This is a genomic window from Agromyces sp. SYSU T00194, assembly GCF_040496035.1.
In the GTDB taxonomy this organism is placed as follows: Bacteria; Actinomycetota; Actinomycetes; order Actinomycetales; family Microbacteriaceae; genus Agromyces; species Agromyces chitinivorans.
This window is the reverse complement of the sequence record NZ_JBEPJZ010000001.1, coordinates 2532913-2558612: the sequence shown is the minus strand read 5'-3', so window position 1 is coordinate 2558612 and position 25700 is coordinate 2532913. Positions and strand designations below refer to the sequence as shown.

At 71.4% G+C, this 25700-nt stretch carries 22 protein-coding genes; 14 read left to right on the top strand and 8 right to left on the bottom strand.

The genetic code is table 11. The features are described 5' to 3' along the window. Nucleotides 1-11: 11 nt before the first annotated feature. Nucleotides 12-257: a YlxR family protein gene (locus tag ABZK10_RS12015; RefSeq protein ID WP_353809432.1), complete on the bottom strand. Its 246-nt coding sequence runs from the start codon at nucleotides 255-257 to the stop codon at nucleotides 12-14. Nucleotides 258-284: 27 nt separating this feature from the next. After that, on the bottom strand, nucleotides 285-1286 hold the full coding sequence (gene nusA / locus ABZK10_RS12010) for a transcription termination factor NusA (protein WP_353809431.1): 1002 nt from the start codon (nucleotides 1284-1286) through the stop codon (nucleotides 285-287). 168 nt (nucleotides 1287-1454) lie between these two features. Between nusA and ABZK10_RS12005 the strand changes: the two genes are divergently transcribed. Further along, nucleotides 1455-2963, top strand: coding sequence for an alanine/glycine:cation symporter family protein (locus tag ABZK10_RS12005; RefSeq protein WP_353809430.1), 1509 nt, complete (start codon nucleotides 1455-1457; stop codon nucleotides 2961-2963). Nucleotides 2964-3270: 307 nt separating this feature from the next. Beyond that, nucleotides 3271-4080 (top strand): DUF1206 domain-containing protein, encoded by an 810-nt coding sequence (locus tag ABZK10_RS12000; RefSeq protein ID WP_353809429.1) that lies wholly within the window; start codon nucleotides 3271-3273, stop codon nucleotides 4078-4080. Between the two features lie 27 nt (nucleotides 4081-4107). On the opposite strand, the gene ABZK10_RS11995 is transcribed toward ABZK10_RS12000, so the two are convergent. Further along, nucleotides 4108-5874, bottom strand: coding sequence for a proline--tRNA ligase (locus tag ABZK10_RS11995; protein WP_353809428.1), 1767 nt, complete (start codon nucleotides 5872-5874; stop codon nucleotides 4108-4110). A gap of 143 nt (nucleotides 5875-6017) precedes the next feature. Between ABZK10_RS11995 and ABZK10_RS11990 the strand changes: the two genes are divergently transcribed. From ABZK10_RS11990 to ABZK10_RS11975, 4 genes are read left to right on the top strand one after another with little or no spacing between them, the layout of a single operon-like run. Continuing rightward, nucleotides 6018-6716, top strand: coding sequence for a GntR family transcriptional regulator (locus ABZK10_RS11990; RefSeq protein ID WP_353809427.1), 699 nt, complete (start codon nucleotides 6018-6020; stop codon nucleotides 6714-6716). Next, nucleotides 6713-8209 (top strand): MmgE/PrpD family protein, encoded by a 1497-nt coding sequence (locus ABZK10_RS11985; RefSeq protein ID WP_353809426.1) that lies wholly within the window; start codon nucleotides 6713-6715, stop codon nucleotides 8207-8209. The genes ABZK10_RS11990 and ABZK10_RS11985 overlap by 4 nt, the downstream gene beginning before the upstream one ends. Nucleotides 8210-8211: 2 nt before the next feature. Further along, nucleotides 8212-9168, top strand: coding sequence for a methylisocitrate lyase (gene prpB, locus ABZK10_RS11980; RefSeq protein WP_353809666.1), 957 nt, complete (start codon nucleotides 8212-8214; stop codon nucleotides 9166-9168). Beyond that, on the top strand, nucleotides 9165-10298 hold the full coding sequence (locus ABZK10_RS11975; protein ID WP_353809425.1) for a bifunctional 2-methylcitrate synthase/citrate synthase: 1134 nt from the start codon (nucleotides 9165-9167) through the stop codon (nucleotides 10296-10298). Before prpB ends, ABZK10_RS11975 begins: the two co-directional genes overlap by 4 nt. 19 nt (nucleotides 10299-10317) lie before the next feature. Here the strand turns inward: ABZK10_RS11975 and ABZK10_RS11970 are convergent, their stop codons facing one another. Genes ABZK10_RS11970 through ABZK10_RS11960 form a run of 3 tightly spaced genes read right to left on the bottom strand, consistent with a single transcriptional unit; the run spans nucleotide 10318 to nucleotide 13270 of the window. Next, nucleotides 10318-11046: an SDR family NAD(P)-dependent oxidoreductase gene (locus tag ABZK10_RS11970; protein ID WP_353809424.1), complete on the bottom strand. Its 729-nt coding sequence runs from the start codon at nucleotides 11044-11046 to the stop codon at nucleotides 10318-10320. Continuing rightward, nucleotides 11046-12065 (bottom strand): phosphotransferase family protein, encoded by a 1020-nt coding sequence (locus tag ABZK10_RS11965; protein ID WP_353809423.1) that lies wholly within the window; start codon nucleotides 12063-12065, stop codon nucleotides 11046-11048. Before ABZK10_RS11965 ends, ABZK10_RS11970 begins: the two co-directional genes overlap by 1 nt. Then, nucleotides 12065-13270, bottom strand: coding sequence for an acyl-CoA dehydrogenase family protein (locus ABZK10_RS11960; RefSeq protein WP_353809422.1), 1206 nt, complete (start codon nucleotides 13268-13270; stop codon nucleotides 12065-12067). Before ABZK10_RS11960 ends, ABZK10_RS11965 begins: the two co-directional genes overlap by 1 nt. Nucleotides 13271-13469: 199 nt before the next feature. On the opposite strand from ABZK10_RS11960, the gene ABZK10_RS11955 reads away from it, so the two are divergent. The 4 genes from ABZK10_RS11955 to ABZK10_RS11940 are packed head-to-tail and all read left to right on the top strand — an operon-like array spanning nucleotide 13470 to nucleotide 19109. After that, nucleotides 13470-14633 (top strand): acyl-CoA dehydrogenase family protein, encoded by a 1164-nt coding sequence (locus tag ABZK10_RS11955; RefSeq protein WP_353809421.1) that lies wholly within the window; start codon nucleotides 13470-13472, stop codon nucleotides 14631-14633. Nucleotides 14634-14659: 26 nt separating this feature from the next. Then, nucleotides 14660-15868: an acetyl-CoA C-acetyltransferase gene (locus ABZK10_RS11950; RefSeq protein ID WP_353809420.1), complete on the top strand. Its 1209-nt coding sequence runs from the start codon at nucleotides 14660-14662 to the stop codon at nucleotides 15866-15868. 47 nt (nucleotides 15869-15915) lie between these two features. Further along, the gene (locus tag ABZK10_RS11945) at nucleotides 15916-18099 is read left to right on the top strand and encodes a 3-hydroxyacyl-CoA dehydrogenase NAD-binding domain-containing protein (RefSeq protein WP_353809419.1); all 2184 of its coding nucleotides are present in this window, start codon (nucleotides 15916-15918) and stop codon (nucleotides 18097-18099) included. Nucleotides 18100-18128: 29 nt separating this feature from the next. Next, a complete protein-coding gene (locus ABZK10_RS11940; RefSeq protein WP_353809418.1) occupies nucleotides 18129-19109 on the top strand; it encodes an NAD(P)H-dependent flavin oxidoreductase in 981 nt (326 codons plus the stop codon). Nucleotides 19110-19208: 99 nt separating this feature from the next. Here the strand turns inward: ABZK10_RS11940 and ABZK10_RS11935 are convergent, their stop codons facing one another. Beyond that, nucleotides 19209-19856 carry a TetR/AcrR family transcriptional regulator gene (locus ABZK10_RS11935; protein ID WP_353809417.1) on the bottom strand — a complete coding sequence of 216 codons (648 nt, stop codon included), beginning with the start codon at nucleotides 19854-19856 and terminating at the stop codon, nucleotides 19209-19211. A gap of 164 nt (nucleotides 19857-20020) precedes the next feature. Between ABZK10_RS11935 and ABZK10_RS11930 the strand changes: the two genes are divergently transcribed. After that, nucleotides 20021-21490 (top strand): aldehyde dehydrogenase family protein, encoded by a 1470-nt coding sequence (locus tag ABZK10_RS11930; RefSeq protein ID WP_353809416.1) that lies wholly within the window; start codon nucleotides 20021-20023, stop codon nucleotides 21488-21490. Between the two features lie 12 nt (nucleotides 21491-21502). On the opposite strand, the gene ABZK10_RS11925 is transcribed toward ABZK10_RS11930, so the two are convergent. After that, nucleotides 21503-22711, bottom strand: a complete 1209-nt coding sequence (locus tag ABZK10_RS11925; RefSeq protein WP_353809415.1) for a TetR/AcrR family transcriptional regulator — start codon at nucleotides 22709-22711, stop codon at nucleotides 21503-21505. Between the two features lie 203 nt (nucleotides 22712-22914). On the opposite strand from ABZK10_RS11925, the gene fadD5 reads away from it, so the two are divergent. The 3 genes from fadD5 to ABZK10_RS11910 are packed head-to-tail and all read left to right on the top strand — an operon-like array spanning nucleotide 22915 to nucleotide 25633. Continuing rightward, entirely contained in the window at nucleotides 22915-24474 is a 1560-nt protein-coding gene (fadD5, locus tag ABZK10_RS11920; RefSeq protein ID WP_353809414.1) for a fatty-acid--CoA ligase FadD5, read from the top strand. Continuing rightward, nucleotides 24471-24977 carry a DUF4334 domain-containing protein gene (locus tag ABZK10_RS11915; protein WP_353809413.1) on the top strand — a complete coding sequence of 169 codons (507 nt, stop codon included), beginning with the start codon at nucleotides 24471-24473 and terminating at the stop codon, nucleotides 24975-24977. The genes fadD5 and ABZK10_RS11915 overlap by 4 nt, the downstream gene beginning before the upstream one ends. Before the next feature lie 35 nt (nucleotides 24978-25012). Continuing rightward, nucleotides 25013-25633 (top strand): TetR/AcrR family transcriptional regulator, encoded by a 621-nt coding sequence (locus tag ABZK10_RS11910; RefSeq protein ID WP_353809412.1) that lies wholly within the window; start codon nucleotides 25013-25015, stop codon nucleotides 25631-25633. Nucleotides 25634-25700: the final 67 nt, after the last annotated feature.

The window sequence follows — 25700 nt, the reverse complement described above, 5'->3', positions numbered from 1 at the left end:
TCGGTTGTCCATCAGCCGTTCAGCCTGTTCTCTAAGTCGTTCGTGTCCAGTTCGCCGGTCACGCGCAACGCCCGCCCGAAGGCGCGGCGGCGCAGTGCGAGCCGGAGGCACTCACGGTCCGGATGCAGCCACGCGCCACGCCCGGGCAAGCACGCGGCGGTATCCACCACGACTCGGGATTCTCGGGCGACGACCCTCAGAAGCGAGGAACGTTCGGTGCGCGAACGGCATCCGATGCACGTTCTGACCGGATCCATCCTACACCTCGACGAGCGGACCCCGACTCACGCGCCGGTCTCCGCACGGGAGTCGGGCTGGATGTCGATCTTGGCCCCGGTGAGCTTCGCAGCCAGGCGGGCGTTCTGCCCCTCCTTGCCGATCGCGAGCGACAGCTGGTAATCCGGCACCAACGCGCGGACCGCCCGCAGCTCCGGGTCGACGACGACGGTCTTGGACACCTTCGCGGGCGACAACGCGCTCGCGACGAACGACGCGAGGTCGTCGGAGTAGTCGACGATGTCGATCTTCTCGTTGTTCAGTTCCGCCGTCACCGAGCGCACGCGCTGGCCGAGCTCGCCGATGCACGCGCCCTTGGCGTTCACGCCGGGCTGGGTCGCGCGAACGGCGATCTTGGTGCGGTGACCGGCCTCGCGGGCCAGCGAGACGATCTCGACGACGCCCGACGCGATCTCGGGCACCTCGAGCGCGAACAGCTTGCGCACGAGTGCCGGATGCGTGCGCGAGACGGTGATCGACGGGCCCTTCAGCCCCTTCGTGACGCTCGTCACGTAGACGCGGATGCGCGCGCCGTGACGGTACTCCTCGCCGGGCACCTGCTCCTCGGGCGGGAGGATCGCCTCGACCGTGCCCAGGTCGATGTGCACCATGCGCGGGTTCGGCCCCTGCTGGATGATGCCGGCGACGATGTCGCCCTCGCGGCCGCGGAACTCGCCGAGCACCGCGTCGTCGGCGATGTCGCGCAGGCGCTGGTTGATGGTCTGCTTCGCGGCGAACGCGGCGATGCGCCCGAAGTCGCTCGGGCTGTCGACGACCTCCCCGATGACGTTGCCGTCCTCGTCGTGCTCGGGCACGTAGACGGTGACGTGCCCGGTCTTGCGGTCGAGCTCGACGCGTGCGCCGAGCGGGTTGGCGTGCCCGTGCTGGCCGGGGTTGGTGTGCTTCAGGTACGCCATGAGGATCGCCTGCTCGATGATCCGGACGAGCTCGTCGAAGGGGATCTCCTTCTCGCGCTCCATCATTCTCAGGACGCTGAGGTCGATGTCCACAGCCGGCCTCCTCTATTCAACTCTCGCCGTCGCCCCACCACTCGACGGGCCAGGAGACAACGGTACCGGATGCCGGGGCCAACGCGAACGTGACGCGGATGTCACCGGCACGTGACGAACCCGCGCGGCCTCTGGCGGCGGCACTCGATGCGCGGCCATACTGTGGCGATGGACGCTGTCAACGAATTCGTCCTCTTCTCGGGGGACCTGCTCTGGACCTGGCTCGTGCTGCCGCTGGTGGTGCTGCTCGGCCTCTACTTCACGGTGCGGAGCGGGGTGGTGCAGTTCCGGCTCATACCCGAGATGTTCCGCACGCTGACCGACAAGACACCGCGCACGACCGACGGGAAGCCGCAGTCGGTCTCGGCCTTCCAGGCGTTCACCGTGTCGGCGGCGTCGCGCGTCGGCGTCGGCAACATCGCCGGCGTCGGCACCGCCATCGCGATCGGCGGCCCGGGGGCGGTGTTCTGGATGTGGCTGATGGCCTTCGTCGGCGGCGCGAGCGCGTTCGTCGAGTCGACCCTCGGCCAGCTCTACAAGGTGCGCGACGCGGACGGGTTCCGCGGCGGCCCGGCGTACTACATGGAGAAGGGCCTGAAGGCACGGTGGATGGGCGTCGTCTTCGCGATCACCCTCATCATCTGCTTCCCGTTCGTGTTCTCCGCCCTGCAGGCCAACACCATCAGCGCCACCGTCTCGACGACCGTCGCCGGCGACGGCGCACCCGCGTGGATCGCCTGGGTGGTCGGGATCGTGCTGGCGCTGCTGACGGCCCTGGTGGTCTTCGGCGGCATCCGTCGCATCGCACACGTCACGCAGGCGGTGGTGCCCCTCATGGCACTGCTCTACCTGCTGGTCGGCCTGGTGATCGTGGCCATGAACATCTCCGAACTGCCGTCGGTGTTCGCGTCGATCTTCACCGAGGCGTTCGGGTTCAACGAGGTCGTGGGCGCGGCGTTCGGCACGATCATCTTGAACGGCGTGCGTCGCGGCATGTTCTCGAACGAGGCGGGCCTCGGGTCGGCGCCGAACGCGGGCGCGAGCGCCGCCGTCACCCACCCGGTCAAGCAGGGCCTGGTGCAGACGCTCGGCGTCTACTTCGACACGTTCCTGATCTGCTCGATCACGGCGTTCATCATCCTCGTCTCGAGCCCCGACCTCGCCAACGCCGAGCGCGGCATCGGGCTGACCCAGGGCGCCGTCACCGGGAACCTCGGCACCTGGGCGGGCGTGCTGCTCAGCATCGTGATCTTCCTGCTCGCGTTCAGCTCGATCCTCGGCAACTACTACTACGGCGAGGCGAACATCGACTTCATCACGACCCACCGCGGCGTGCTGACCGGCTTCCGGGTCGTCGTCGTGCTCGCGATCTTCGTCGGCTCCGTGGCATCGGCCGACGTGGTCTGGAACACCGCGGACTCGGTCATGGGGCTCATGGCGCTGGTCAACCTGATCGCCATCGGCCTGCTGTCGGGCGTCGCGTTCCGGCTGCTGCGCGACTACACCCGGCAGCGACGCGAGGGACGCAACCCGGTCTTCACGCGGGCGCTCGTGCCCGACCTCGACGGCATCGAGTGCTGGGAGGACGAGCTCTCGGTCACCGGCCCGATCGACATCGAGACCAAGGAGCACGAGGCCGCCAAGCATCGCGACCACCTGCACCACCAGGAGGACTGACCGACGTGGGCGTCCGGGGCCCTGCGGCGCCCGGACGCCCACGGATCAGCGCTGGAGGACCATGATGCCGACCATGGGGGGCGGGTGCGGGCCGGGCCGCATCTCGACCTGGACCGCGTAGGCGCGGGGTTCGTGGCTGTGGTGGACATCGGTGCCTCCGTCTCCCGGATATCTGGATGGTCCGAGCCTCGCGCGCGCCGATATCGGCGCGACATCCGCGCCCGCGGATCGGCGACGGCGCGCTCGCACGTCGGCGCCGCCGCGTCAAGCCCCGGTTCGCGACACGTGTCGTGACTAGGGTGACGGAATGGACATCGACTCCCCCAAGGACGCCGCACGCACTGCGGAACGCTCGCGGACCTTCCAGGTGTTCGCACGCTCGGGCTACGTCGTGCTCGGCGTGATCCACGCCATCATCGGCGCGATCGCCATCTCGGTGGCCTCGGGCGGCGGCGGCGGCGAGGCGGACCAGTCCGGGGCGATGCAGCAGATCGCGAAGACGCCCTTCGGCGGCGTGCTGCTCTGGGCGATCGCGATCGGCCTGTTCGCGCTGGCGATCTGGTCGGTCGCCGAGGCGCTGCTCGCGCGGGGCTCGGACGCGAAGGAGAAGTGGGGCGAGCGGCTCAAGGAGGGCGGCAAGGCCGTCACCTACGTCGCCATCGGGTGGACCGCCCTGGTGTTCGCCATGGGCGGCAGCAGTGACTCCGACCAGTCGAGCCAGGGTGTCGCCGCGATGCTGATCCAGGCGCCGGGCGGGGTGTTCGTGCTCGGCCTCATCGGGCTCGTCGTGCTCGGCATCGGCGGCGCGTTCGTCTGGCGCGGCGTGCGACTCGACTTCACCGAGAGCATCGACGTGCCGTCCGGCCCCGTCGGCTCGGCGCTGGTCGCCCTCGGCGTCGCCGGCTACGTCGCGAAGGGCATCGGCGTCGGCATCGTGGGCGTGCTCTTCGTGATCGCCGCGTTCACCCTCGACCCCGAGCAGGCCGGCGGCCTCGACGCGGCGCTGAAGAGCCTGCTCGGGCTCCCGTTCGGCGTCGTGCTGCTCTGGGCGATCGGCCTCGGCCTCATCGCCTACGGCGCGTACTCGGTCGCGCGCGCGAAGTACGCCCGGCTCTGAGCCGGCCGGCCGCCGGGGACGCGCCGGTCAGCCGCGCACGGCGGCGACCGCGTCGGCGAGCGGCACGGTCGTGCGCTCCCCCGAGGCGCGGTCCCACACCTCGACCACGCCGTCGGCGACGCCGCGGCCGACGATCACGACCCTCGGCACGCCGATGAGCTCGGCGTCGGCGAACTTGACCCCGGGCGACAGCTTCGGGCGGTCGTCGAACAGCACGTCGCATCCGCTCGCCTCGAGGTCTGCGACGACCCGCTCGGCGGCCTCGAACACGGCCGGGTCCTTGCCGGTGGCGACCACGTGCACGTCGAACGGCGCGATCGACGCGGGCCACACGAGGCCCTTCTCGTCGTTGTGCTCCTCGGCGATGATCGCCAGGATGCGGGTCACGCCGATGCCGTAGGAGCCCATCGTGACGGTCACGAGCTTGCCGTTCTCGTCGAGCACCTTGAGGCCGAGCGCGTCGGCGTACTTGCGGCCGAGCTGGAAGACGTGGCCGATCTCCATGCCGCGCGCGAGGTGCACCGCGCCGGAGCCGTCGGGCGCGGGGTCGCCCTCGCGCACGGTGGCGGCCTCGATCGTGCCGTCGGCGGTGAAGTCGCGTCCGGCGACGAGGCCGAACACGTGCTGCTCGTCGAGGTTCGCGCCGGTGATCCACTCGGTGCCGTCGACCACGCGCGGGTCGACGAGGTAGCGGATGCCCGTGGTCGACTCCTCGCCGAGCACGGCGCCGTCCGGCGACCAGGGACCGATGTAGCCCTTCACGAGCCCGGGGTGCGCGGCGAAGTCCGCCTCAGTGGCCGCCTCGACCTCGGCCGGGGAGAACGCCACCTCGACGCGCTTGTCGTCGACGTCGCGGTCGCCGGGCAGGCCGATGATGACCAGTTCGCGCGTGCCGTCGGGCTGGACGAGGGCGAGCACGACGTTCTTCAGCGTGTCCGCGGCGGTCCAGGCGCGGCCGTCGGGCCTCGGGTACTCGGCGTTCGCGAGGTCGACGAGCGTCGCGATGGTCGGCGTGTTCGGCGAGTCGAGCACGACCGCGTCGGGGAGACCCTCGATCGGCATCGCCTCGGGCACGACCGTCGTGAACGCCTCGACATTGGCCGCGTAGCCGCCGTCGGAGCGCACGAAGGTGTCCTCGCCGACGGGCGTGGGGTGCAGGAACTCCTCGCTGCGGGAGCCGCCCATGGCACCGGCATCCGCCTGCACGATCACGTACTCGAGGCCGAGGCGGGCGAAAATGCGCTCGTACGCGTCGCGCTGCGCCTGGTACGACGCGTCGAGCCCGGCATCCGTGTGGTCGAAGGAGTACGCGTCCTTCATGGTGAACTCGCGGCCGCGCAGGAGGCCCGCGCGCGGACGCGCCTCGTCGCGGTACTTGTCCTGGATCTGGAAGATCGTCAGCGGCAGGTCCTTGTACGACGAGTAGAGGTCCTTCACCGTGAGCGTGAAGACCTCCTCGTGCGTGGGCGCGAGCAGGTAGTCGGCGCCCTTGCGGTCCTGGAGGCGGAAGATGCCGTCGCCGTACTCGTCCCAGCGCCCGGTCGCCTCGTACGGTTCCTTCGGCAGCAGCGCCGGGAAGTGCACCTCGTGGGCACCGGCAGCGGCCATCTCCTCGCGGATGACGCGCTCCAGCTTCTCCTTGACCCGCAGGCCGAGCGGGAGCCACGCGAACACCCCCGGCGCCTGGCGGCGGATGTAGCCGGCGCGCACGAGCAGCTTGTGGCTCGCGACCTCGGCGTCGGCGGGGTCTTCGCGGAGCGTGCGGAGGAAGTAGTTCGTCAGGCGTACGGGCACCCGAACAGTCTAGGGGCGGCGGGCGGATGCCCCCGGGCGGCCGGATCCGACCCCTGAATGTATACAGAAATCCACTTCAGTTTCACTATGGTCGCGGAATCGTGCGCCGGGTGCTACGTTCTGTATACACAGGGAGGCCGACGATGACCACGACAGGACGCGCCAGCGACCGGGCGTACGACGCGCTCCGCGACGAGATCGTCGCGTGGGAGCTCCCGCCGGGGAGCGTGCTCGGCGAGGTGGAACAGGCGGCCCGCCTCGGTGTCTCGCGCACGCCTCTCCGCGAAGCGCTCTCCCGCCTCGCGGCCGACGGGCTCGTCGCCCCGCACGCCGGGCGCGGCGTGGTCGTGACCGACCTCTCGGCCGAAGACGTACGCGAGCTGTTCGAGGTGCGCCGGGCGCTCGAGGAGCAGGCGGCCCGCCTCGCCGCGCGCCGCGCCGCCCCCGAGCCGTTCCGCGCCCTCGCCGCGGAGTTCGCCGCGGTCGGCGAACTGCTCGAGCACGACGACCCGCTGCGCCATCGCTACTTCGACCTGGTCGGCCGGTTCGACGCCGCACTCGACGCGGCGATGGGCAACGGCTACCTCGCCGCGGCGCTCCGCCCGGTGCGCACGCACCTCGCCCGCGTGCGGCGCATGGCGCGCTTCGACGCGGAGCGCCTCCTCGAGGCGGCGCGCGAGCACCAGGCCATCGCGCTCGCGATCGCCGACGGCGAATCGGAGCTCGCCGCGCACGCGACCCACCTGCACCTGCACCACGCCCTCCAGGGCATCCTCGACCACCTCGCCGGCGACGCCGCCGACACGGACCCCCACCCGCAACGAACGGAGCACATCGCATGATCGACCTCGAGGTCCGCACCTACCGCAGCGACGAGCTGCTGCCGCGCGAGGACCAGCTCGCGTGGCGCATCGCCCAGATCGCCGCGGACCCCGTCGCGGTGGACGACGACGTCACCGAGATGATCATCAACCGCGTCATCGACAACGCCTCGGTCGCGGTCGCCTCGCTCGGCCGTGCGCCGGTCGTCGCGGCCCGCGGTCAGGCGCAGGTGCACCCCTACTCCCCCGGCTCGACCGTCTTCGGTGTCGCGGGTCGCTACAGCCCCGAGTGGGCGGCGTACGCGAACGGCGTCGCGGTGCGCGAGCTCGACTACCACGACACGTTCCTCGCCGCCGAGTACTCGCACCCCGGCGACAACATCCCGCCCATCCTCGCGGTCGCCCAGCACGCGGGCCGCGACGGCGCGGCGCTCGTGCGCGGCATCGCCACCGGCTACGAGATCCAGGTCGACCTCGTGAAGGCGATCTCCCTGCACAAGCACAAGATCGACCACGTCGCCCACCTCGGCCCGTCGGCCGCGGCCGGCATCGGCACCCTGCTCGGGCTCGACCCGGCCGTGATCTTCCAGGCGATCGGCCAGGCGCTGCACACGACCACCGCCACCCGCCAGTCGCGCAAGGGCGAGATCTCGACCTGGAAGGCGTCGGCGCCCGCGTTCGCCGGGAAGATGGCCGTCGAGGCGGTCGACCGCGCGATCCGCGGCCAGTCCAGCCCCTCCCCCATCTGGGAGGGCGAGGACGGCGTGATCGCGTGGCTGCTCGACGGCCCAGAGGGCCGCTACACGGTGCCGCTGCCCGGCCCGGGCGAGTCGAAGCGCGCGATCCTCGACTCGTACACCAAGGAGCACTCGGCCGAGTACCAGGCGCAGGCGCTCATCGACCTCGGCCGCCGCATCGGCACCGAGCACCCCGAGCTGCGCGAGGCGGCCGCGGTCGAGTCGATCCTCATCGCGACCAGCCACCACACGCACTACGTGATCGGCTCGGGCGCGAACGACCCGCAGAAGTACGACCCGACCGCGTCGCGCGAGACGCTCGACCACTCGATCCCGTACATCTTCACGGTCGCGCTGCAGGACGGCAGCTGGCACCACGTCGACTCGTACGCGCCCGAGCGCGCGCAGCGCCCCGACACCGTCGAGCTCTGGCGCAAGGTCACCACGGTCGAGGACCCCGAGTGGACCCGCCGCTACCACTCGCTCGACATCGCCGAGAAGGCGTTCGGGGGTCGCGTCGAGATCACCCTCGCCGACGGTGGCCGCATCGTCGAGGAGATCGCGGTCGCCGACGCGCACCCGCTCGGCGCCCGCCCGTTCGGTCGCGAGCAGTACGTGCAGAAGTTCCGCACGCTCGCCGACGGCGTGCTCGCCGACTCCGAGGTCGAGCGCTTCCTCGACCTCGCGGTGCGCCTGCCCGAGCTCACCCCGGGCGAACTGGGCGAGCTGAATCCGATCGCCGACGGCCTCCCCGAGGCCCCGAAGGGACTGTTCTGATGGTGCTCCACTCGAAGGTCACGCCCACCGAGAAGCGGCGACGGTTCCGCGAGGCCCTCGCGGGCCCGAGGATCGTGCGGATGCCCGGGGCGTTCAATCCGCTCTCCGCGCGGCTCATCGAGGACGTCGGCTTCGAGGGCGTCTACATCTCCGGGGCCGTCCTCAGCGCCGACCTGGGCCTGCCCGACATCGGGCTGACGACGCTGACCGAGGTCGCCGGTCGCGGCGCGCAGATCGCCCGCGTCACCGACCTGCCCACGCTCATCGACGCCGACACCGGATTCGGCGAGCCGATGAACGTCGCGCGCACGGTGCAGATGATCGAGGACGCCGGCATCTCGGCCCTGCACATCGAGGACCAGGTGAACCCCAAGCGGTGCGGGCACCTCGACGGCAAGGACGTCGTCGACGACGCGACGGCGCTCCGGCGCATCCGTGCCGCCGTCGACGCCCGTCGCGACCCCGACCTCGTGATCATGGCGCGCACCGACGTGCGCGGCGTCGCGGGCCTGGGTGCCGCGACCGAGCGCGCCAAGGCGCTCGTCGACGCGGGCGCCGACGCGATCTTCCCCGAGGCGATGGCCGACCTCGACGAGTTCGCGGCCATGCGCGCCGCGGTCGACGTGCCGATCCTCGCCAACATGACCGAGTTCGGCAAGAGCCCGCTGTTCACCGCCGCCCAGCTCGAGGCCGTGGGCGTCGACCTCGTGATCCACCCCGTCTCGCTGCTGCGCCTCGCGATGGGCGAGGCGGAGCGGAGCCTGCGCCAGCTGGCCGCCGAGGGGAGCCTCACGAACGCGGTGCCGCGCATGCAGACCCGCGCACGCCTGTACGAACTCAACGAGTACGCCGACTACGCCCGGTTCGACGAGGAGGTCTTCGCCTTCGACGTGCCGGGCGCGGCAGACGACCTGGCGCCCCGCGAGGACGCGGAGCCCCGACGAAAGGAGCACGCATGACCGACACCGCACCCGAGATCCGGAAGGGACTCGCCGGGGTCGTCGTCGACACGACGGCGATCTCGAAGGTGAACCCCGCCACCAACTCGCTGCTGTACCGGGGGTACCCGGTGCAGGAGCTCGCCGAGCACTGCTCGGTCGAGGAGGTCGCGCTGCTGCTCTGGAACGGCGAGCTGCCGGCTCCCGAGGAGCTCGCCGCGTTCGAGGCCGAGGAGCGCGCCGGGCGTGCCCTCGCACCCCAGGTGCGCGACGCGATCACCCGCGCCCCCGTCACGGCGCACCCGATGGACGTGCTGCGCACCGCGATCAGCGTGCACGGCGAGATCGACCCCGACACGGCGGATGCCTCACCGGAGGCCGACCTGCGCAAGGCCAAGCGCCTGTTCGCGGCGGTGCCCGCCATGGTCGCCCTCGACCAGCGCCGCCGCCACGGCCTCGAGGAGATCGCTCCGCGCGACGACCTCGACTACTCGGCGAACCTGCTCTGGATGACCTTCGGCACCGAGCTCACCGAGGCCGAGGTCGACGTCTTCCGGGTGTCGATGGTGCTCTACGCCGAGCACTCGTTCAACGCCTCGACGTTCACGGCGCGCGTGGTCACCTCGACCATGAGCGACCTGCACTCGGCGGTCGTCGCTGCCGTCGGCGCGCTCAAGGGCCCGCTGCACGGCGGCGCGAACGAGGCGGTCATGCACATGTTCGACGAGATCGGCGACGCCTCGGCGGCCGTGGCCTGGCTCGAGGACGCCCTCGCGAGCAAGCGCAAGATCATGGGCTTCGGGCACCGCGTCTACAAGAACGGCGACTCGCGCGTTCCGACCATGAAGGCTGCGCTCGACCGACTCATCGCCGAGCGCGGACGCGACGACATGCTCGCGCTCTACGACACGCTGGGCGACGCCATGGCCGAGCGCAAGGGCATCCTGCCGAACCTCGACTACCCGAGCGGGCCGGCCTACCACCTGCTCGGCTTCGACACCCCGACGTTCACGCCGCTGTTCGTCGCCAGCCGGGTGATGGGCTGGACCGCCCACATCATGGAGCAGGCGGCGGCGAACGCGCTGATCCGCCCGCTCTCGGCCTACGACGGCCCGGAGCAGCGGCACCTGCCGCAGGCCGTCGCGGTCTGAGCCGCCCGGTGGCCGGAGCTCAGGCCCGCCAGAGCTCCGGCCCCGGTCGCACCACCGCGAGCGTCGGCACCACCGCGGTGCGGGAGAGCCGCAGCACCGACATCGCGAGCTCCGCGACGTCATCGGGCCGGATCATCTCGTCGGCGGGGACCGCGTCGTGCTTCCAGGCGGCCATGTCGGTGTCGACGTAGCCCGGGCAGATCGCGGTGGCGAGCACGCCCGCGGCGTACTCCTCCTGGGTGAGCGCCTCGCACAGGGACACGATCGCGGCCTTCGTCGCGCCGTACGCGGCCAGCCCCGCCTCCGCCACGAGGGCCGTCATCGACGCGATCGCGACCACGCGTGCGCTGCCGTGCTCCTCGGCGGCCCGACGCAGCGGCGGGATCGCCTGCGAGACCAGGGCGAACGTGCTGCGCAGGTTGACGGCGTAGTGCAGGTCGAGCCGGCGCAGGGGCGTCTCGGCGATCGGGCTGCCCTTGCCCATGCCCGCGTTCAGCACGAGGTGGTCGAGGCGCCCGAACCGCTCGAGGTGGGCGGGCACGAGCGCGTCGACCGCCGCCTCGTCGGCGAGGTCGGCCGGGACGCCGACGACCGGCGTCCCGAGTTCGTCGCGCACCTGCGCGGCGGCGCGCTCGAGCCCCGCCCGGTCGCGGCCGGTGATGGTCACCGCGTACCCGTCGGCTGCCAGCCGACGGGTGATCGCGAGGCCGATGCCGCGGGAGCCGCCGGTCACGATCGCCGCGCGCATCAGCGTGCCGCCCGGGCCGGGGCGAGCTGGCCGAGCCCGTAGGCGAGGAGCGGCTCCACGGCGCTCCCGGCGGTCTCGAAGCCCGAGCCGACCGTGCTCCCGGCGAGGAAGCGCGAGTGGATGCCCTCGGCGATCACCGCGAGCTTCAGCGCCGCGAGCGCCAGGTACGGCTCGAGGTCGGGGAGGTCCCGGCCGCGCGCGTAGCGGTCGAGGAACGCGGCCGGCGACGGCAGTGCATTCGGCCCGCCGCGCACGTGCGGCACGCCGAGCACCGGCTCGGTGAGCGGTTCCCAGTAGACGAGCGTCATCGCGAGGTCCGCGAGCGGGTCCCCGAGCGTGGACAGCTCCCAGTCGACGATCGCCTCGATCCGCGGCGCGTCGGGCGCCACGAGGACGTTGTCGATGCGGTAGTCGCCGTGCACGATCGTCGCTCCCGACTCCTGCGGCAGCGCATCGGCCAGCAGGACCGCGAGGCGCTCGAAGTCGGCCGACTCGCGGGTGCGGACCCGGGACCACTGGTCGGACCACCGGCGCAACTGCCGCCCGAGGTAGCCCGCGGGGCGACCGAAGTCGGCGAGGCCGACGGCGATCGGGTCGACGCGGTGCAGCGCGGCGAGGCGGTCGGCGAGCTCATCGCCCAGCGCGGCCTGGTCGGCGCTCGAGAGCGCCCCGAGCTCCGCATGGCTGCGCAGCGTGCGCCCCTCGACGTAGTCGACGACGAGGAAGGGCACGCCGAGCACCGACTCGTCGCGGCAGAGCAGGCGCGTGCCGGGCACCGGCACCGGCGTGTCCTGGAGCGCGTCCATGACGCGGTACTCGCGCACCATGTCGTGCGCGCTCGGGGTGAGGGGACCGAGCGGCGGGCGGCGCAGCACCCAGTCGTGGACGCCGTCGCTCAGCCGGTAGGTGAGATTCGACTTCCCCCCGGAGACGAGCCGGGCGTTGAGCCCGCCGTTGTAGCCCGGCAGGTGCTGCGAGAAGTGGCGGTGCAGCGCGATCACGTCGAGTCCGACGGGCATCAGGCCACCTCCGCCGCGGCGAGGCGACGCGCCTTGACGGCGCGCTTGGCGATGGCCCAGCGATGCGTCTCGCTCGAGCCGTCGTAGATGCGGAACGGCCGCACCTCGCGCCAGTACCTGCTCAGCAGCAGGTCGCCGGCGGTGCCGGTCGCCCCCGCGAGCTGCACCGAGCGATCGGTGATGCGCCCGACGGCCTCGGCCACGAAGACCTTCGCCATCGACGTCGCCGTACCGGCGTCCTGCCCGGTGTCGAGCAGCCAGGCTGCGTGGCGGATGAGTGCCCGCGAGGCGGCCATGTCGATCTCGTTGTCGGCGACCTGCTGCTGCACCATGCCGAGGTTCGCCAGGCGGTCGCCGAAGCCGTGGCGCTGGGAGACGTACCCGAGGGCGATGTCGTGCGCACGCCGGGCGAGCCCCAGCCAGCGCATGCAGTGGGTCAGCCGGGCGGGGGCGAGCCGTGCCTGGGCCGCCTCGAAGCCATGGTCGACCTCGCCGAGCACGGCGTCGTCGGGCACGACGCAGTCGCGGAACTCGACCTCGCTGTGCCCGCCGAACAGGCCCACGTCGAGCGTGTCGAGATCGCGGACGACGGTGATGCCCGGGTGGTCGCCGTCGACGAGGAAGAGCGTGGCACCGCCCGCGTCGCCCGGCTCCCCCGACGTGCGTGCCATGACGAAGAACAGCGCGGCGCCGCGCGCCCCGGTGATGAACCACTTGCGGCCGTCGATGCGCCACCCGCCCTCGACCCGGCGCGCGCGCGTCCGGAGCGCGCGGGGGTCGGATCCGGCGCCGGGCGCGGGCTCGGTCATGGCGAACGCGCTGCGCGCGCGGCCGCTGCCGAGTTCGGGCAGCCATCGTTCCCGCTGCGCCGGGGACCCGATGCGCTCGAGCAGGTGCATGTTGCCCTCGTCGGGGGCGGAGCAGTGCAGCGCGAGCGGGCCCAGCAACGAGTATCCGGCCTCCTCGAGCACCACCGACTGCGCGCGCATGTCGAGGCCGTGGCCGCCCCACTCTCGTCCGAGCTGCGGTGCGATCAGGCCCTCGGCGCGCGCGGCGTCCTGCAGGCCGCGCCGCACCGACTCGTCGCCGTCGTGCACCGAACCGCCCGTCTCCAGCTCCACGGGGATCACCACGTCGCGCACGAACCGGCGCACCCTGGCGGCGAGTGCGGACACCTCGTCGTCGATCTCGAACTCGATCGCCATGTCTGGGGGCTCCTTCGCCTCGGGATGATCCCAGTATTGAATCACCGTTAGAAATCTCTCCCAGAATGGTGCGCCCTCAACCCCTTGTACGTCAAGCACGGCATCGTGCAGTTTTGAATCTGTTGTAAAAACTGCGGATCGGTGTCACACTGTCGGGACAGGGCCGCACGGCCAGGGCAGATCAGTGAGGATCGATCGGATGTTCAAGGACCTCGGAACGTCGCGCACCGTGTACGACACGGAGCACCGCGAGTTCGGCGCGCTCGTCGCCGACTTCGTCGAAGCGGAGGCCGCGCCGCACGCGGAGCGGTGGGAACGCGAGGGCAAGGTGGACCGCTCCCTGTTCACCGCCGCCGCGGAAGCCGGCATCCTCGGCTTCGGCGTGCCGGAGGAGTACGGCGGGATGGGCATCGACGACTTCCGCTACAACGCGATCATGGGCGAGGAGCTCGCGCGCAACCCCGTCAGCGACGGCATGGCGTGCATCGCCCTGTCGAACGACATCGTCTACCCCTACTTCCTCGACCTCACGAACGACGACCAGAAGGCGCGCTGGCTCCCCGGGCTCGCCGAGGGCACGCTCGTCACCGCCATCGCGATGACCGAGCCGGGCACGGGCTCCGACCTCGCGGGCATCCGCACCTCCGCGGTCCGCGACGGCGACGAGTACGTCGTGAACGGCGCGAAGACGTTCATCTCGAACGGGCAGAACGCCGACCTCGTCGTCACCGCGGTGCGCACCTCCGACGACCGGCACAAGGGCCTCAGCCTCCTCGTGATCCCGGCCGACTCCCCCGGCTTCTCCCGGGGCCGCAACCTCGACAAGATCGGCCTGCACGCGCAGGACACCAGCGAGCTCTCCTTCGTCGACGTGCGCGTGCCCGCGGAGAACCTGCTCGGCGCGGAGGGGGCCGGGTTCCTCGGGCTGATGAAGAACCTCCCCCAGGAGCGGATCTCCATCGCCGCCGCGGCCGTCGCGGCGTGCGAGGGCGTGCTCGAGCGCACGCTGTCGTACGTCAAGGAGCGGAAGGCCTTCGGGCAGCCCATCGGCAGCTTCCAGAACACCCGCTTCGTGCTCGCCGAGCTCACCACCGAGGTGCGCGTCACGCGCGCCTACATCGACGACTGCCTGCGCCAGCACGTCGACGGCCGCCTCACCGCCGAGGATGCGGCCGCCGCGAAGTGGTGGTGCACCGAGCTGCAGCAGAAGGTCGTGGGCCGCTGCCTGCAGCTGCACGGCGGCTACGGCTACATGCGCGAGTACCGCATCGCGCGCGACTACGAGGACGCGCGCATCACGACCATCTACGGCGGCACCACCGAGATCATGAAGGAGATCGTCGGCCGCAGCCTCGGGCTGTGACCGCGATCGGGAGGACACACAGGACCATGACCGACGCATTCATCTACGACACGTTCCGCACCCCGCGCGGCAAGAACCGCGGCGGCGCACTGCACGGCACGAAGCCGGTCGACCTCGCGAGCGGGCTGCTCGCCGAGCTCGGCCCGCGCAACCCGTCGCTCGACCTCGACCGCATCGACGACGTCGTACTCGGCGTCGTCTCGCCCGTGGGCGAGCAGGGCGGCGACATCGCGCGCACCGCGATCCTGAACGCAGGGCTGCCCGAGCACGTCCCCGGCGTGCAGGTCAATCGCTTCTGCGCCTCCGGCCTCGAGGCCGTGAACCTGGCCGCGCAGAAGGTGGCCTCGGGTTGGGAGGACCTCGTCGTCGCCGGCGGCGTCGAGGCGATGTCGCGGGTGCCGATCGGCTCCGACGGCGGCGCCTACGCGCAGGACCCGACGACCGCGTACGACGCCTACTTCGTGCCGCAGGGCATCTCGGCCGACCTCATCGCGACGATCGAGGGCTTCGACCGCGAGGACGTCGACGAGTTCGCCGTGTGGAGCCAGGACAAGGCGGATGCCGCCTGGGCCAACGGCTGGTTCGACAGGTCGATCGTGCCCGTGCGCGACATGAACGGCGTGCTGGTGCTCGACCACGACGAGCACCGCCGTCCCGGCTCCACCGTCGACGGGCTCGGCAAGCTCCCGTCGGCCTTCGCCACCATGGGCGACCTGGGCGGCTTCGACGCCGTGGCGCTGCAGAAGTACCACTCGGTCGAGAAGATCTCGCACGTGCACACCGCGGCGAACTCGTCCGGCATCGTCGACGGCGCCGCCCTCGTCGTGCTCGGCAGCGAGGCCGCCGGCAACGCGATGGGCCTCACGCCCCGCGCGCGCATCGTCGGCACGGCCGTGCTCGGCAGCGAGCCGACCATCATGCTCACCGGGCCGACCAGCGTTACGCAGCGCGTGCTCGACCGGACCGGCCTCACCGTCGACGACATCGACCTGTTCGAGCTCAACGAGGCGTTCGCCTCCGTCGTGCTCAAGTGGATGAAGGACCTCCACATCCCGCGCGAGAAGGTCAACGTCAACGGCGGTGCGATCGCCATGGGGCATCCGCTCGGCGCCACCGGCGCGATGATCCTCGGCACCATGCTCGACGAGCTCGAGCGTCGCGACCTCCGCCGCGGCCTGGCGACGCTCTGCGTCGGCGCCGGCATGGGCATCGCGACCGTGATCGAACGACTCTGAGTTCGAACGACCCCGACCCGCACGAACCGACAGGACTGGACCCACTCATGACCATCGAAGCCATCGTGACCGAGGCGCCCGCGATCCACTGGGAGCGCGACGAGGACGGCATCGTCACCCTGACCCTCGACGACCCCGACGCCACCGTCAACACCATGAACGACGCCTACACCGAGTCGATGGGCATCGTCGTCGACCGGCTCGAGGCCGAGCTCGACGACGTGACCGGCGTCATCCTCGCCAGCGCGAAGTCCAGCTTCTTCGCCGGTGGCGACCTCCGCCAGCTGATGCAGGGCTCGCCCGAGACCGCGGCCGAGCAGACCGCGCACGTCGAGCGCGTGAAGGGCGACCTGCGCCGCCTCGAGAAGCTCGGCAAGCCCGTGGTCGCCGCGATCAACGGCACCGCGCTCGGCGGCGGCCTCGAGGTCGCGCTCGCCGCCCACCACCGCGTCGTCGCCGACGTGAAGGGCACTCGCCTCGGCCTGCCCGAGGTCACGCTCGGCCTCCTGCCGGGCGGCGGCGGCATCACCCGCACGGTCCGCATGCTCGGGCTGCAGCCCGCGCTCACCAAGGTGATCATGACCGGCACGAAGTTCACGCCGGCGGGCGCCCTCGAGGTCGGCATCGTCGACGAGGTGGTCCCGACCGTCGACGAGCTGATCCCCGCCGCGAAGGCCTGGATCGCGGCGAACCCGGTCGCGGTGAAGCCCTGGGACGAGAAGGGCTTCCGCATCCCCGGCGGCGGCCCCAACAGCCCGTCGGTCGCCTCGATGCTCCCGGCCATGGCGGCGAACGTGCGCAAGCAGGTCAAGGGAGCGCCCATGCCCGCGCCCCGCGCCGCGCTCGCGGCCGCCGTCGAGGGCGCGCTGGTCGACTTCGACACCGCCTCGACGATCGAGACCCGGTACCTCACCTCGCTCACGGTCGGACAGGTCGCGAAGAACATGATCAACGCGTTCTTCTTCGACCTCCAGAAGATCAACGCCGGCGCGAGCCGCCCCGACGGCTACCCGACGTTCACCGCGACGAAGGTCGGCGTGATCGGCGCGGGCATGATGGGCGCGGCCATCGCCTACGTGTCGGCGAAGGCCGGCATCGACGTCGTGCTGAAGGACGTCTCGATCGAGGCGGCCCGCCGCGGCAAGGGCTACGCCGAGCGGATCGAGGCCAAGGCGCTCTCGCGCGGGAAGACCACCCCCGAGAAGTCCGCCGCGCTGCTCGCCCGCATCACGCCGTCTGCCGACCCGGCCGACTTCGCCGGCGTCGACCTGGTGATCGAGGCGGTCTTCGAGAGCGTCGACGTGAAGCAGGCCGTGTTCCAGGAGATCGAGGACGTCGTGGAGCCCGACGCGGTGCTCGGCTCGAACACCTCGACCCTCCCGATCACGGAGCTCTCGACCGGTGTGAAGCGGCCCGACGACTTCATCGGCATCCACTTCTTCTCCCCCGTCGACAAGATGCCGCTGGTCGAGATCGTGCGCGGGCGCAACACCGGCGACGAGGTGCTGGCGAAGACCTTCGACTACGTGCTGCAGATCCGCAAGACGCCGATCGTCGTCAACGACAACCGCGGCTTCTTCACCTCGCGCGTCATCGGTCGCTACATCGACGAGGCCGTCGCCGCGGTCGGCGAGGGCGTCTCCCCCGCGACCGTCGAGCAGGCGTCGCTCCAGGCCGGCTACCCGGCAGGCGCGCTGCAGCTGCTCGACGAGCTCACCATCACGCTGACCCAGAAGATCCGCGAGGAGACGAAGAAGGCGGCCATCGCCGAGGGGAAGGGCTGGACCGAGCACGGCGCCGAGGCGGTCGTCGACCGCATGGTGGACGAACTCGGCCGGAAGGGGCGCTCGACCGGCGGCGGGTTCTACGACTACGACGCCGACGGCAGGCGCGTCGGCCTCTGGCCAGGACTCGCCGACGCCTTCGGCTCGGGGACCGAGGTGCCGTTCGACGACCTCAAGGAGCGGATGCTCTTCGCCGAGGCGATCGACACGGTCCGATGCTTCGACGAGGGCGTGCTCACGAGCGTCGCCGACGCCAACATCGGCTCGATCTACGGCATCGGCTTCCCGGCGTGGACGGGCGGCGTGATCCAGTACATCAACCAGTACGAGGGCGGACTCCCCGGCTTCGTGGCACGCGCCCGCGAGCTCGCGGCCGCCTACGGCCCGCACTTCGAGCCCCCGGCGTCGCTCGTCGCGAAGGCCGAGGCCGGCGAGACGTACGCCTGAGGCACGGCAGGAAGGGAAGGAGCACGGCGATGGTACGCACGCGGTTCACGGAGCTGCTCGGCATCGAGCATCCGATCGTCCAGGGCGGCATGATGTGGGTCGGCCGCGCGGAGCTCGCCGCGGCCGTGTCTGAGGCGGGCGGCCTCGGCATCATCACCGCACTGACCCAGCCGACGCCCGCAGACCTCGTGAAGGAGGTCGAGCGCGCGCGGACGATGACCGACAAGCCGATCGGGGTGAACCTCACCATCCTCCCCTCGATCAACCCGCCGCCGTACGACGAGTACCGGCGCGCGATCGTCGATGCGGGCGTCACGATCGTGGAGACCGCCGGCTCGAACCCCGAGCCGCACATGGAGATGTTCAAGGCCAACGGCATTCGCGTCGTGCACAAGTGCACGAGCGTCCGCCACGCGGTGAAGGCGCAGACCGTGGGCGTCGACGCAGTGAGCATCGACGGGTTCGAGTGCGCCGGCCACCCCGGCGAGGACGACGTGCCCGGTCTCGTGCTGATCCCCGCAGCGGCGGACGCGCTGTCGATCCCCTTCATCGCCTCGGGCGGGTTCGGCGACGGCCGCGGCCTCGCGGCCGCGCTCGCACTCGGCGCGGACGGCATCAACATGGGGACGCGATTCATGTGCTCGCAGGAGTCGCCCATCTCGCATCGGGTGAAGGAGCGCATCGTCGAGGCGACCGAGCAGGACACCGAGCTCATCTTCCGCACGCTGTCGAACACCGCGCGCGTGGCGAGCAACTCGGTCAGCCGGGAGGTCGTCGAGATCCTCGACGCCGGCGGGGACTTCCCCGCCGTACGGCACCTCGTCGCCGGCGCCCGCGGGCGCCAGGTGTTCGAGGAGGGCGACCTCGAGGCCGGCATCTGGACGGTCGGGATGGTGCAGGGCATCATCCACGACATCCCGACGGCCGGCGAGATCGTGCGCCGCACCGTGGCCGACGCCGAGCAGGTGCTCCGCTCGCGGCTCGACCTCTTCGAGCCCGTCGCGGTCTGAGCCGTACGCGGCCCGCGCGAGGCATCGGCCTCGTCGCGGGCCGCGTCGTCGTGCGGCGGGCCGCGACGTCGTACGCGCCGGCGAGCGCGGCCCGGCGGCTCAGCGCGCCGCGCGCTCGCCGAGTTCCGGGGCCCCCATGCCGTGCAGCACGAGGGAGCGCGCCGCGTGGACCAGGTCGCCGAGCGACCGCATCCGGGGGTTCCACCACTCCGCGGCCCAGTTCATCGAGCCGAGCAGCAGCAGGCGCGAGACGTTGACGTCGAGGTCCTCGCGAAGCTGGCCGGCTCGCTGCGCCTCGTCGAACAGGTCGCGCCAGATGCGGCTGTAGGCCGCCTCCTCCTCGGCGGGCCGGGTGCGCAGCTGCTCGGGCACCTGCCCCGCGTTGCGCACCGACGCCGTCGTGTAGTCGGAGATGCTCAGCTCGTACCGCAGGTGCGCCTCGACGGCCACCAGGATGCGATCGATGGGCTCGGTGCCCTGCGGCAGCTCGTCGAGCACCGCCTGCACGTGCAGCCGCACGCGGTGGGCGCCGGCCCACATGACCTCCTCGATGAGGTCGTCCCGCGACGGGAAGTAGTAGTAGATCGCCGGCGCCTGCACCTCGGCGACCTCGGCGACATCGCTCAGGCGCGTGCCCGCGTACCCCTTGCGACTGAGCACGTGGGCGGCCGCGTCGAGGATGCGCTCGCGAGTGCGCTCCGACTTGGTGGGGCTCGCGACCTGCGGCGCGACGCTGCGCTGGGCCATGCCTGCTCCCCTCTCCCGCCGCGGCGGGAAATCGAATCGTCGTTCGATTCTCTCACGTCATCCCCAGCTGCGCCGGGACATCTTGTATCGAGTCGACGAGTCCGGGATACTGTGAATGATCATTCACTTCTGATCAGCAACTCCCCGAGGAAGCGGAGCATCCCATGACACTGACCGACCCCGCGAAGCTGCAGGAGCAGCCTGCACCGGACCTGCCCGACGTCGCCGCGACCGTCGCCACCGCCCGCGAGGCGGCCGCGTGGTGGGCGAGCCTGGGCTACAAGGAGCGTCGTCGCCGCACGCTCGCCTGGAAGAACGCCATCGCCAACGGCGCCGACGACCTCGCCGCGATCATCTCGCGCGAGACGGGCAAGCCGCAGGGCGACGCCACGCTCGAGATCATGCTGACCCTGGGTCACCTCGACTGGGCCGCCAAGCACGCCGAGAAGGTGCTGAAGCGCCGCGGCGTACCGGCCGGGGCGGTCGCGTTCAACCAGAAGGCCACCCTCGGCTACGAGCCGTACGGCGTCGTCGCCGTGATCGGTCCGTGGAACTACCCGCTCTACACGCCCATGGGGTCGGTCGGGTACGCGATCGCCGCCGGCAACGCCGTGGTCTTCAAGCCCAGCGAGCTCACGCCCGACACCGCGGTCTGGCTCGCCAAGGCGTGGACGCGGGCGAACCCCGAGCAGCCCGTGCTGCAGGTCGTGACGGGCGGCGGCGAGGTCGGCAGTGCGCTGATCCGCGCCGGCGTCGACAAGGTCGGGTTCACCGGGTCGACGGCAACCGCGAAGCGCGTGATGGCGACGTGCGCCGAGCGGCTCACCCCGCTGGTCGCCGAGTGCGGCGGCAAGGACGCGATGATCGTCGCCGCGGACGCGAACCTCGACCTCGCGACCGACTTCGCGGTGTTCGGCGGGTTCGGCAACAGCGGCCAGACCTGCGTGGGCGTCGAGCGCGTGTACGTCGTCGAGTCGGTGCGCCGGCAGTTCCTCGACCTGCTGGTGGAGAAGGCCCGCACGCTCACGCCGGGCGCGGACGAGTCCGCCTCGTACGGTCGCATGACCCACCCGTCGGGCGGCGACGTCGTGCGCGAGCACGTGCGGGACGCCCTGACCCGCGGCGGCACCGCGCTGCTCGGCGGGGTCGACTCGGTGAAGGCGCCGTACGTCGAGCCGATCGTGCTCACCGACGTGCCGGAGGACGCCGACGCCGTCTGCGTGGAGACGTTCGGCCCCACCCTGGTCGTCAACGGCGTCGCCGACCTCGACGAGGCGGTCGAGAAGGCCAACGCGACCGACTACGGGCTCGGCGCCTCGATCTTCACGCGCAACCACAGGCAGGGAGAGCGGATCGCCGCGCGACTCAAGGCGGGCGCGGTCACGATCGACTCGGTGCTCGGCTTCGCCGGCGTCGCGGCGCTGCCGTTCGGCGGCGTCGGCGGCTCGGGCTTCGGTCGCGTGCACGGGCCCGACGGCCTGCGCGAGTTCAGCCGGGCGAAGTCGATGACCGTGCAGCGCTTCAAGGCGCCGCTCGACCTCCTGCGCATCGACCGGTCCGAGCGCGACATGAAGATCGCGAGGTCGATGCTGCACTCGCTCCACGGCAGCAAGCAGGGCGGCCACGGCGCCTGAGGCGCCCGGCCGTCAGCGGCCGAGGTCGGTGTCCGGCGGGTCCAGCACCGCATCGACCATGGCCGCGACGCACCGCACGACCTGGGGGTCGTCGCTCCACCGGGAGCGACGGCCCCCGTCCACGACCACGCCGAGTGCGGCGTGCACCAGGATGCGGGCCGACGGCAGGTCGAGCGACGGGTGCACCGCACGGAGGCGGTTCACCCATTCGGCGACGTGCTCCCGCTGCAGCGCGAGCAGCCGGGAGAGGTCCTGTTCGCCGAGGCTGGTGGCGTCGGCGGAGTACACCGAGAGCAGCTCGTGCTGCTCGAAGGCGAAGCGGATGTAGGCCCGCCCCATCGACTGCAGCGCCCCCTCGGGGTCGTCGCCGGCGCGCGACGTCGCGTCCGCCGTCACCTGGGTCAGCCGCTCCGCCGCCCGCACGCACGCCGCGAAGAGGATGTCGGACTTGCCCGCGAAGTGGCGGTAGACGCCCGACGGGGTGAGCCCCGCCGCCGCCGCGATCTCGTCGATGCCGACGTCGTGGTAGCCGCGCCGGTTGAACAGGGTGATCGCCTTCGAGAGCAGCAACTCGCGACGACCGCCGATCGGCTCGCCGTCGGTGCGCTCGATGGGCGGGGCGTCGACCCCGTCGAGCGAGACGGCGAGGACCCGGTGGGCCGCCCCGCCGAGCACCCGCTCCATCCGGCGCACCCCGAGCGAGGTGCGGTGCGCCGTGATCGACGCGATCACCGCGAGCCCGCCGGATGCGACGCGGTCGGCGGTCTCGGGCGTGATGTCGTCCCGCACCTCGAGCAGGGCGTCGGCGACGGTGGCCGTCAGGCGATCGAACTGGGCGCCGATCTCGGCGCGGTGCTCGGGCGCCAGGTAGCGGCCCTCCCAGCGGTAGAGGCCGCCGGTGCGGCGGTTCGCGACGGTGGTCCGGAGCACGGAGGACACGAGCTGGTCCAGCCGTTCCTCGGGGTCGTCGGTCCGGGGCAGCCGGTCGATGCCGTCGAGCAGCCCGCCGGCGAGCCCGCGGGCGCAGGCGACGAACAGCGCGTACTTGCTCGGGTAGTGCCGGTAGAGCGCCGGGGCGGAGACGCCCACCGCTGCGGCGATGTCCTCCATGCCGACGGCGTGGAATCCGTGCGCGCTGAACGCCTCGGCGGCCGCCGCCTCGATCCGCTGCTTGCGGTCCTTCGGCCTGCGCCGCACGCCTTCGGTGACGACTTCCGACACGTGCACCTCCCCACCAGCACCCTAGGGTACGACCGCCCGCGGCGCCGCATGCCACGTCGCATCGGACCGCCGCAGTCCACAGATGAGAACCGCGATTAACAAAAGTGATGACGGAACGCCGCCGGTCATGCATACTGGGTGCATACCTGCACGAAGAGGTGGAGAGGGATTCGATGACGAACTCAGCAGTTGCGGAGAGCCCGGTGGCACAGACGGTGCCGGCCTGGAGCTTCCGCACGCATTGGATGAGCCAGACGGCGGGCCACGCGGTCTCGCAGCCCGACGCGGTCGCGCTGCGCTACCTCGGGCAGGACACGACCTGGGGGCAGCTGCACGAGCGCTCGCTGACGCTCGCCGGCGCGCTGCGGGCCCGCGGCGTGCGCTCGGGCGACCGAGTCATGCTGCTCACGCTGAACCGGCCCGAGTTCGTCGAGTCGGTCTTCGCGATCAACAGCCTCGGCGCCATCGCGGTGCCGGTGAACTTCCGCCTGACGCCGCCCGAGATCCTCTACCTCGTCGAGGACAGCGGGTCGCGCGTGATCATCGTGGACGAGATGCTCGCCCCGCTCGCAGCGGCCGTCGCGGGACTCACCGACACGATCGAGTCCAAGATCGTGCTCGGCACGGCCGACGGGTTCGAGTCGTACGAGGACGTGCTCGCCGACGCCGAGCAGATCGAGCTCGAGGACGTGCCGGAGGACTCGACCGCGCTGCTCATGTACACCTCGGGCACGACCGGCGCACCCAAGGGCGCGATGCTCTCGCACCGGAACATGTACCTCCAGGCCGTCACCTGCATCCGCAGCAACGCCGTCTGGGACGAGTCGGACATCGCGTTCCTCACCGCGCCGTTCTTCCACATCGCCGGCCTCGGCTCGATCGCGGCCAACTTCATCCTCGGCATCCCGACGGTCATCCACCCGCTCGGCGCGTTCGACCCGGCCGCCGTCGTCGACGCGTGGGAGCGCGAGGGCGCGACGATCGTCTTCAACGTGCCGCAGCAGTGGCAGGCCATCTGCGCGCTGCCCGGCATCAAGGACCGCGACCTCAAGCTCCGCATCATCAGCTGGGGTGCGGCGCCGGCCTCCGACACCGTGCTGCGCGCCATGGAGGAGACCTTCCCCGATGCGACGAACGTCGCCGTGTTCGGCCAGACCGAGATGTCGCCGATCACCTGCGTGCTGAGCGGCGAGGACTCCCGCCGCAAGCTGGGCTCGGTCGGCAAGCCGATCCCGACGATCCAGTACCGGGTGGTCGACGACGAGATGCACGACGTCGCCGTCGGCGAGGTGGGCGAGATCGTCTACCGCGGACCGACCATGATGTCGGCGTACTGGAACAAGCCCGAGGAGACCGCGAAGGCCTTCGCCGGCGGCTGGTTCCACTCCGGCGACCTGGTGCGCCAGGACGACGAGGGCTTCGTCTGGGTCGTCGACCGCAAGAAGGACATGATCATCTCGGGCGGCGAGAACATCTACTGCGCCGAGGTCGAGAACGCGATGTTCGCGCACCCGAAGGTGCTCGAGGCCGCGATCATCGGCCGCGAGGACGACCGTTGGGGTGAGGTGCCGGTCGCGTTCGTCGCACTGAAGCCCGACCAGGAGCTCTCACTGGAGGAGTTCAACGACTTCCTCGGCGCCACGCTGGCGCGCTACAAGCTGCCGAAGGACCTCGTGATCATCGATGCCCTTCCCCGCAACGCGGGCGGCAAGGTCCTGAAGACCGTGCTGCGCGATCGACTGGCGGAGCTGGCGGACGGGTGACCGCCGCCGCCACGGCGCACGCGCGCCTCGAGGTCGACCCCGGCCTCGAGGCGCGCGTGCGCACCCTCCTCGCACGGGACTCGGTCGACCCCGACGAGCTCGACGAGCTCTGGTCGGCCCTGCCCGTCGCCGCGATCGACGACCTCCTGGGTCGCTGGCGCGGGTCGGCGGTTCCGACCGGCCACGGCCTGGGCCGGGTGCTCGACGGCGTGCGCTGGCACGGCAAGCACATGCGCTCGGCGAACGACGTGAGCCCGATCGTCTGCGCGGAGCCCGACGGCACGCTGGTGGACAACGTCGAGCTCGCGCGCGGCGGCGCGTCGCTCTGGATGGTGGCCTTCCGCGGCGAGGTGACGGCGACGATGGTCTACGACGGCATGGCGACGTTCGACCACTTCAAGCGGGCGGGCGACGGCCTCCTCCTCGGCGTGATGAACGGCAAGGACGTGCTGCACCGCGGCCGTCACTTCTGGTTCGTGCTCGAGGCGGAGGGCCCCGCCTAGCGCCGTCGGTGCCGGCGTCCGGCCAGAATGGGCCTATGAGCGTACCCGCCGACCCCACCCGCTTCGCCGTTCCGACGCCGACGTCGGCCCGGCGCACCAGCCGACAGGACGATCTCTACCGCCGCCTCGGCGAGCTGTACCTCCGACGCGGGTTCCTCGCGCTCACGGTCGACGAGACCGCATCGGAGTTGCGCTGCTCGAAGTCGACGATCTACGCGCTCGCCCCGACGCGCGAGGAGCTCCTGCGCCAGGTGGTGCTGGACTACTTCCGCCGCGCGGCCGACATGATCGAGACGCGCGTGGCCGACCACGAGGACCCGGTCGACCGCCTCGGGGCGTACCTGACGGGCGTCTCGGACGCCGTGCGCGACGCATCCGAGACGTTCATGGAGGACGTCGTCGGATTCGGTCCCACCCGCGAGGTCTACGAGGTCAACGCCGCCGGCGCCGCGCGCCGCATCCGCGAGCTGATCGAGGCGGGCGTGGCCGCCGGCGCGATCCGACCGGTGCGCGCGGCCTTCGCCGCGGACCTCGCCACGTCGGCGATCGTGCGCATCCAGCAGCGCGAGGTGCGGCGGAACACGGGCATGACCGAGCCCGACTCGTTCGACGCGCTGGCGGACCTCCTCCTCGACGGGCTCCGCACCCGCGCCTGAACGATACGCAGAACAGTACTTGCGTGTGCTCAGCAGTACTGTATGATCGATGCATCCGATGCCGACG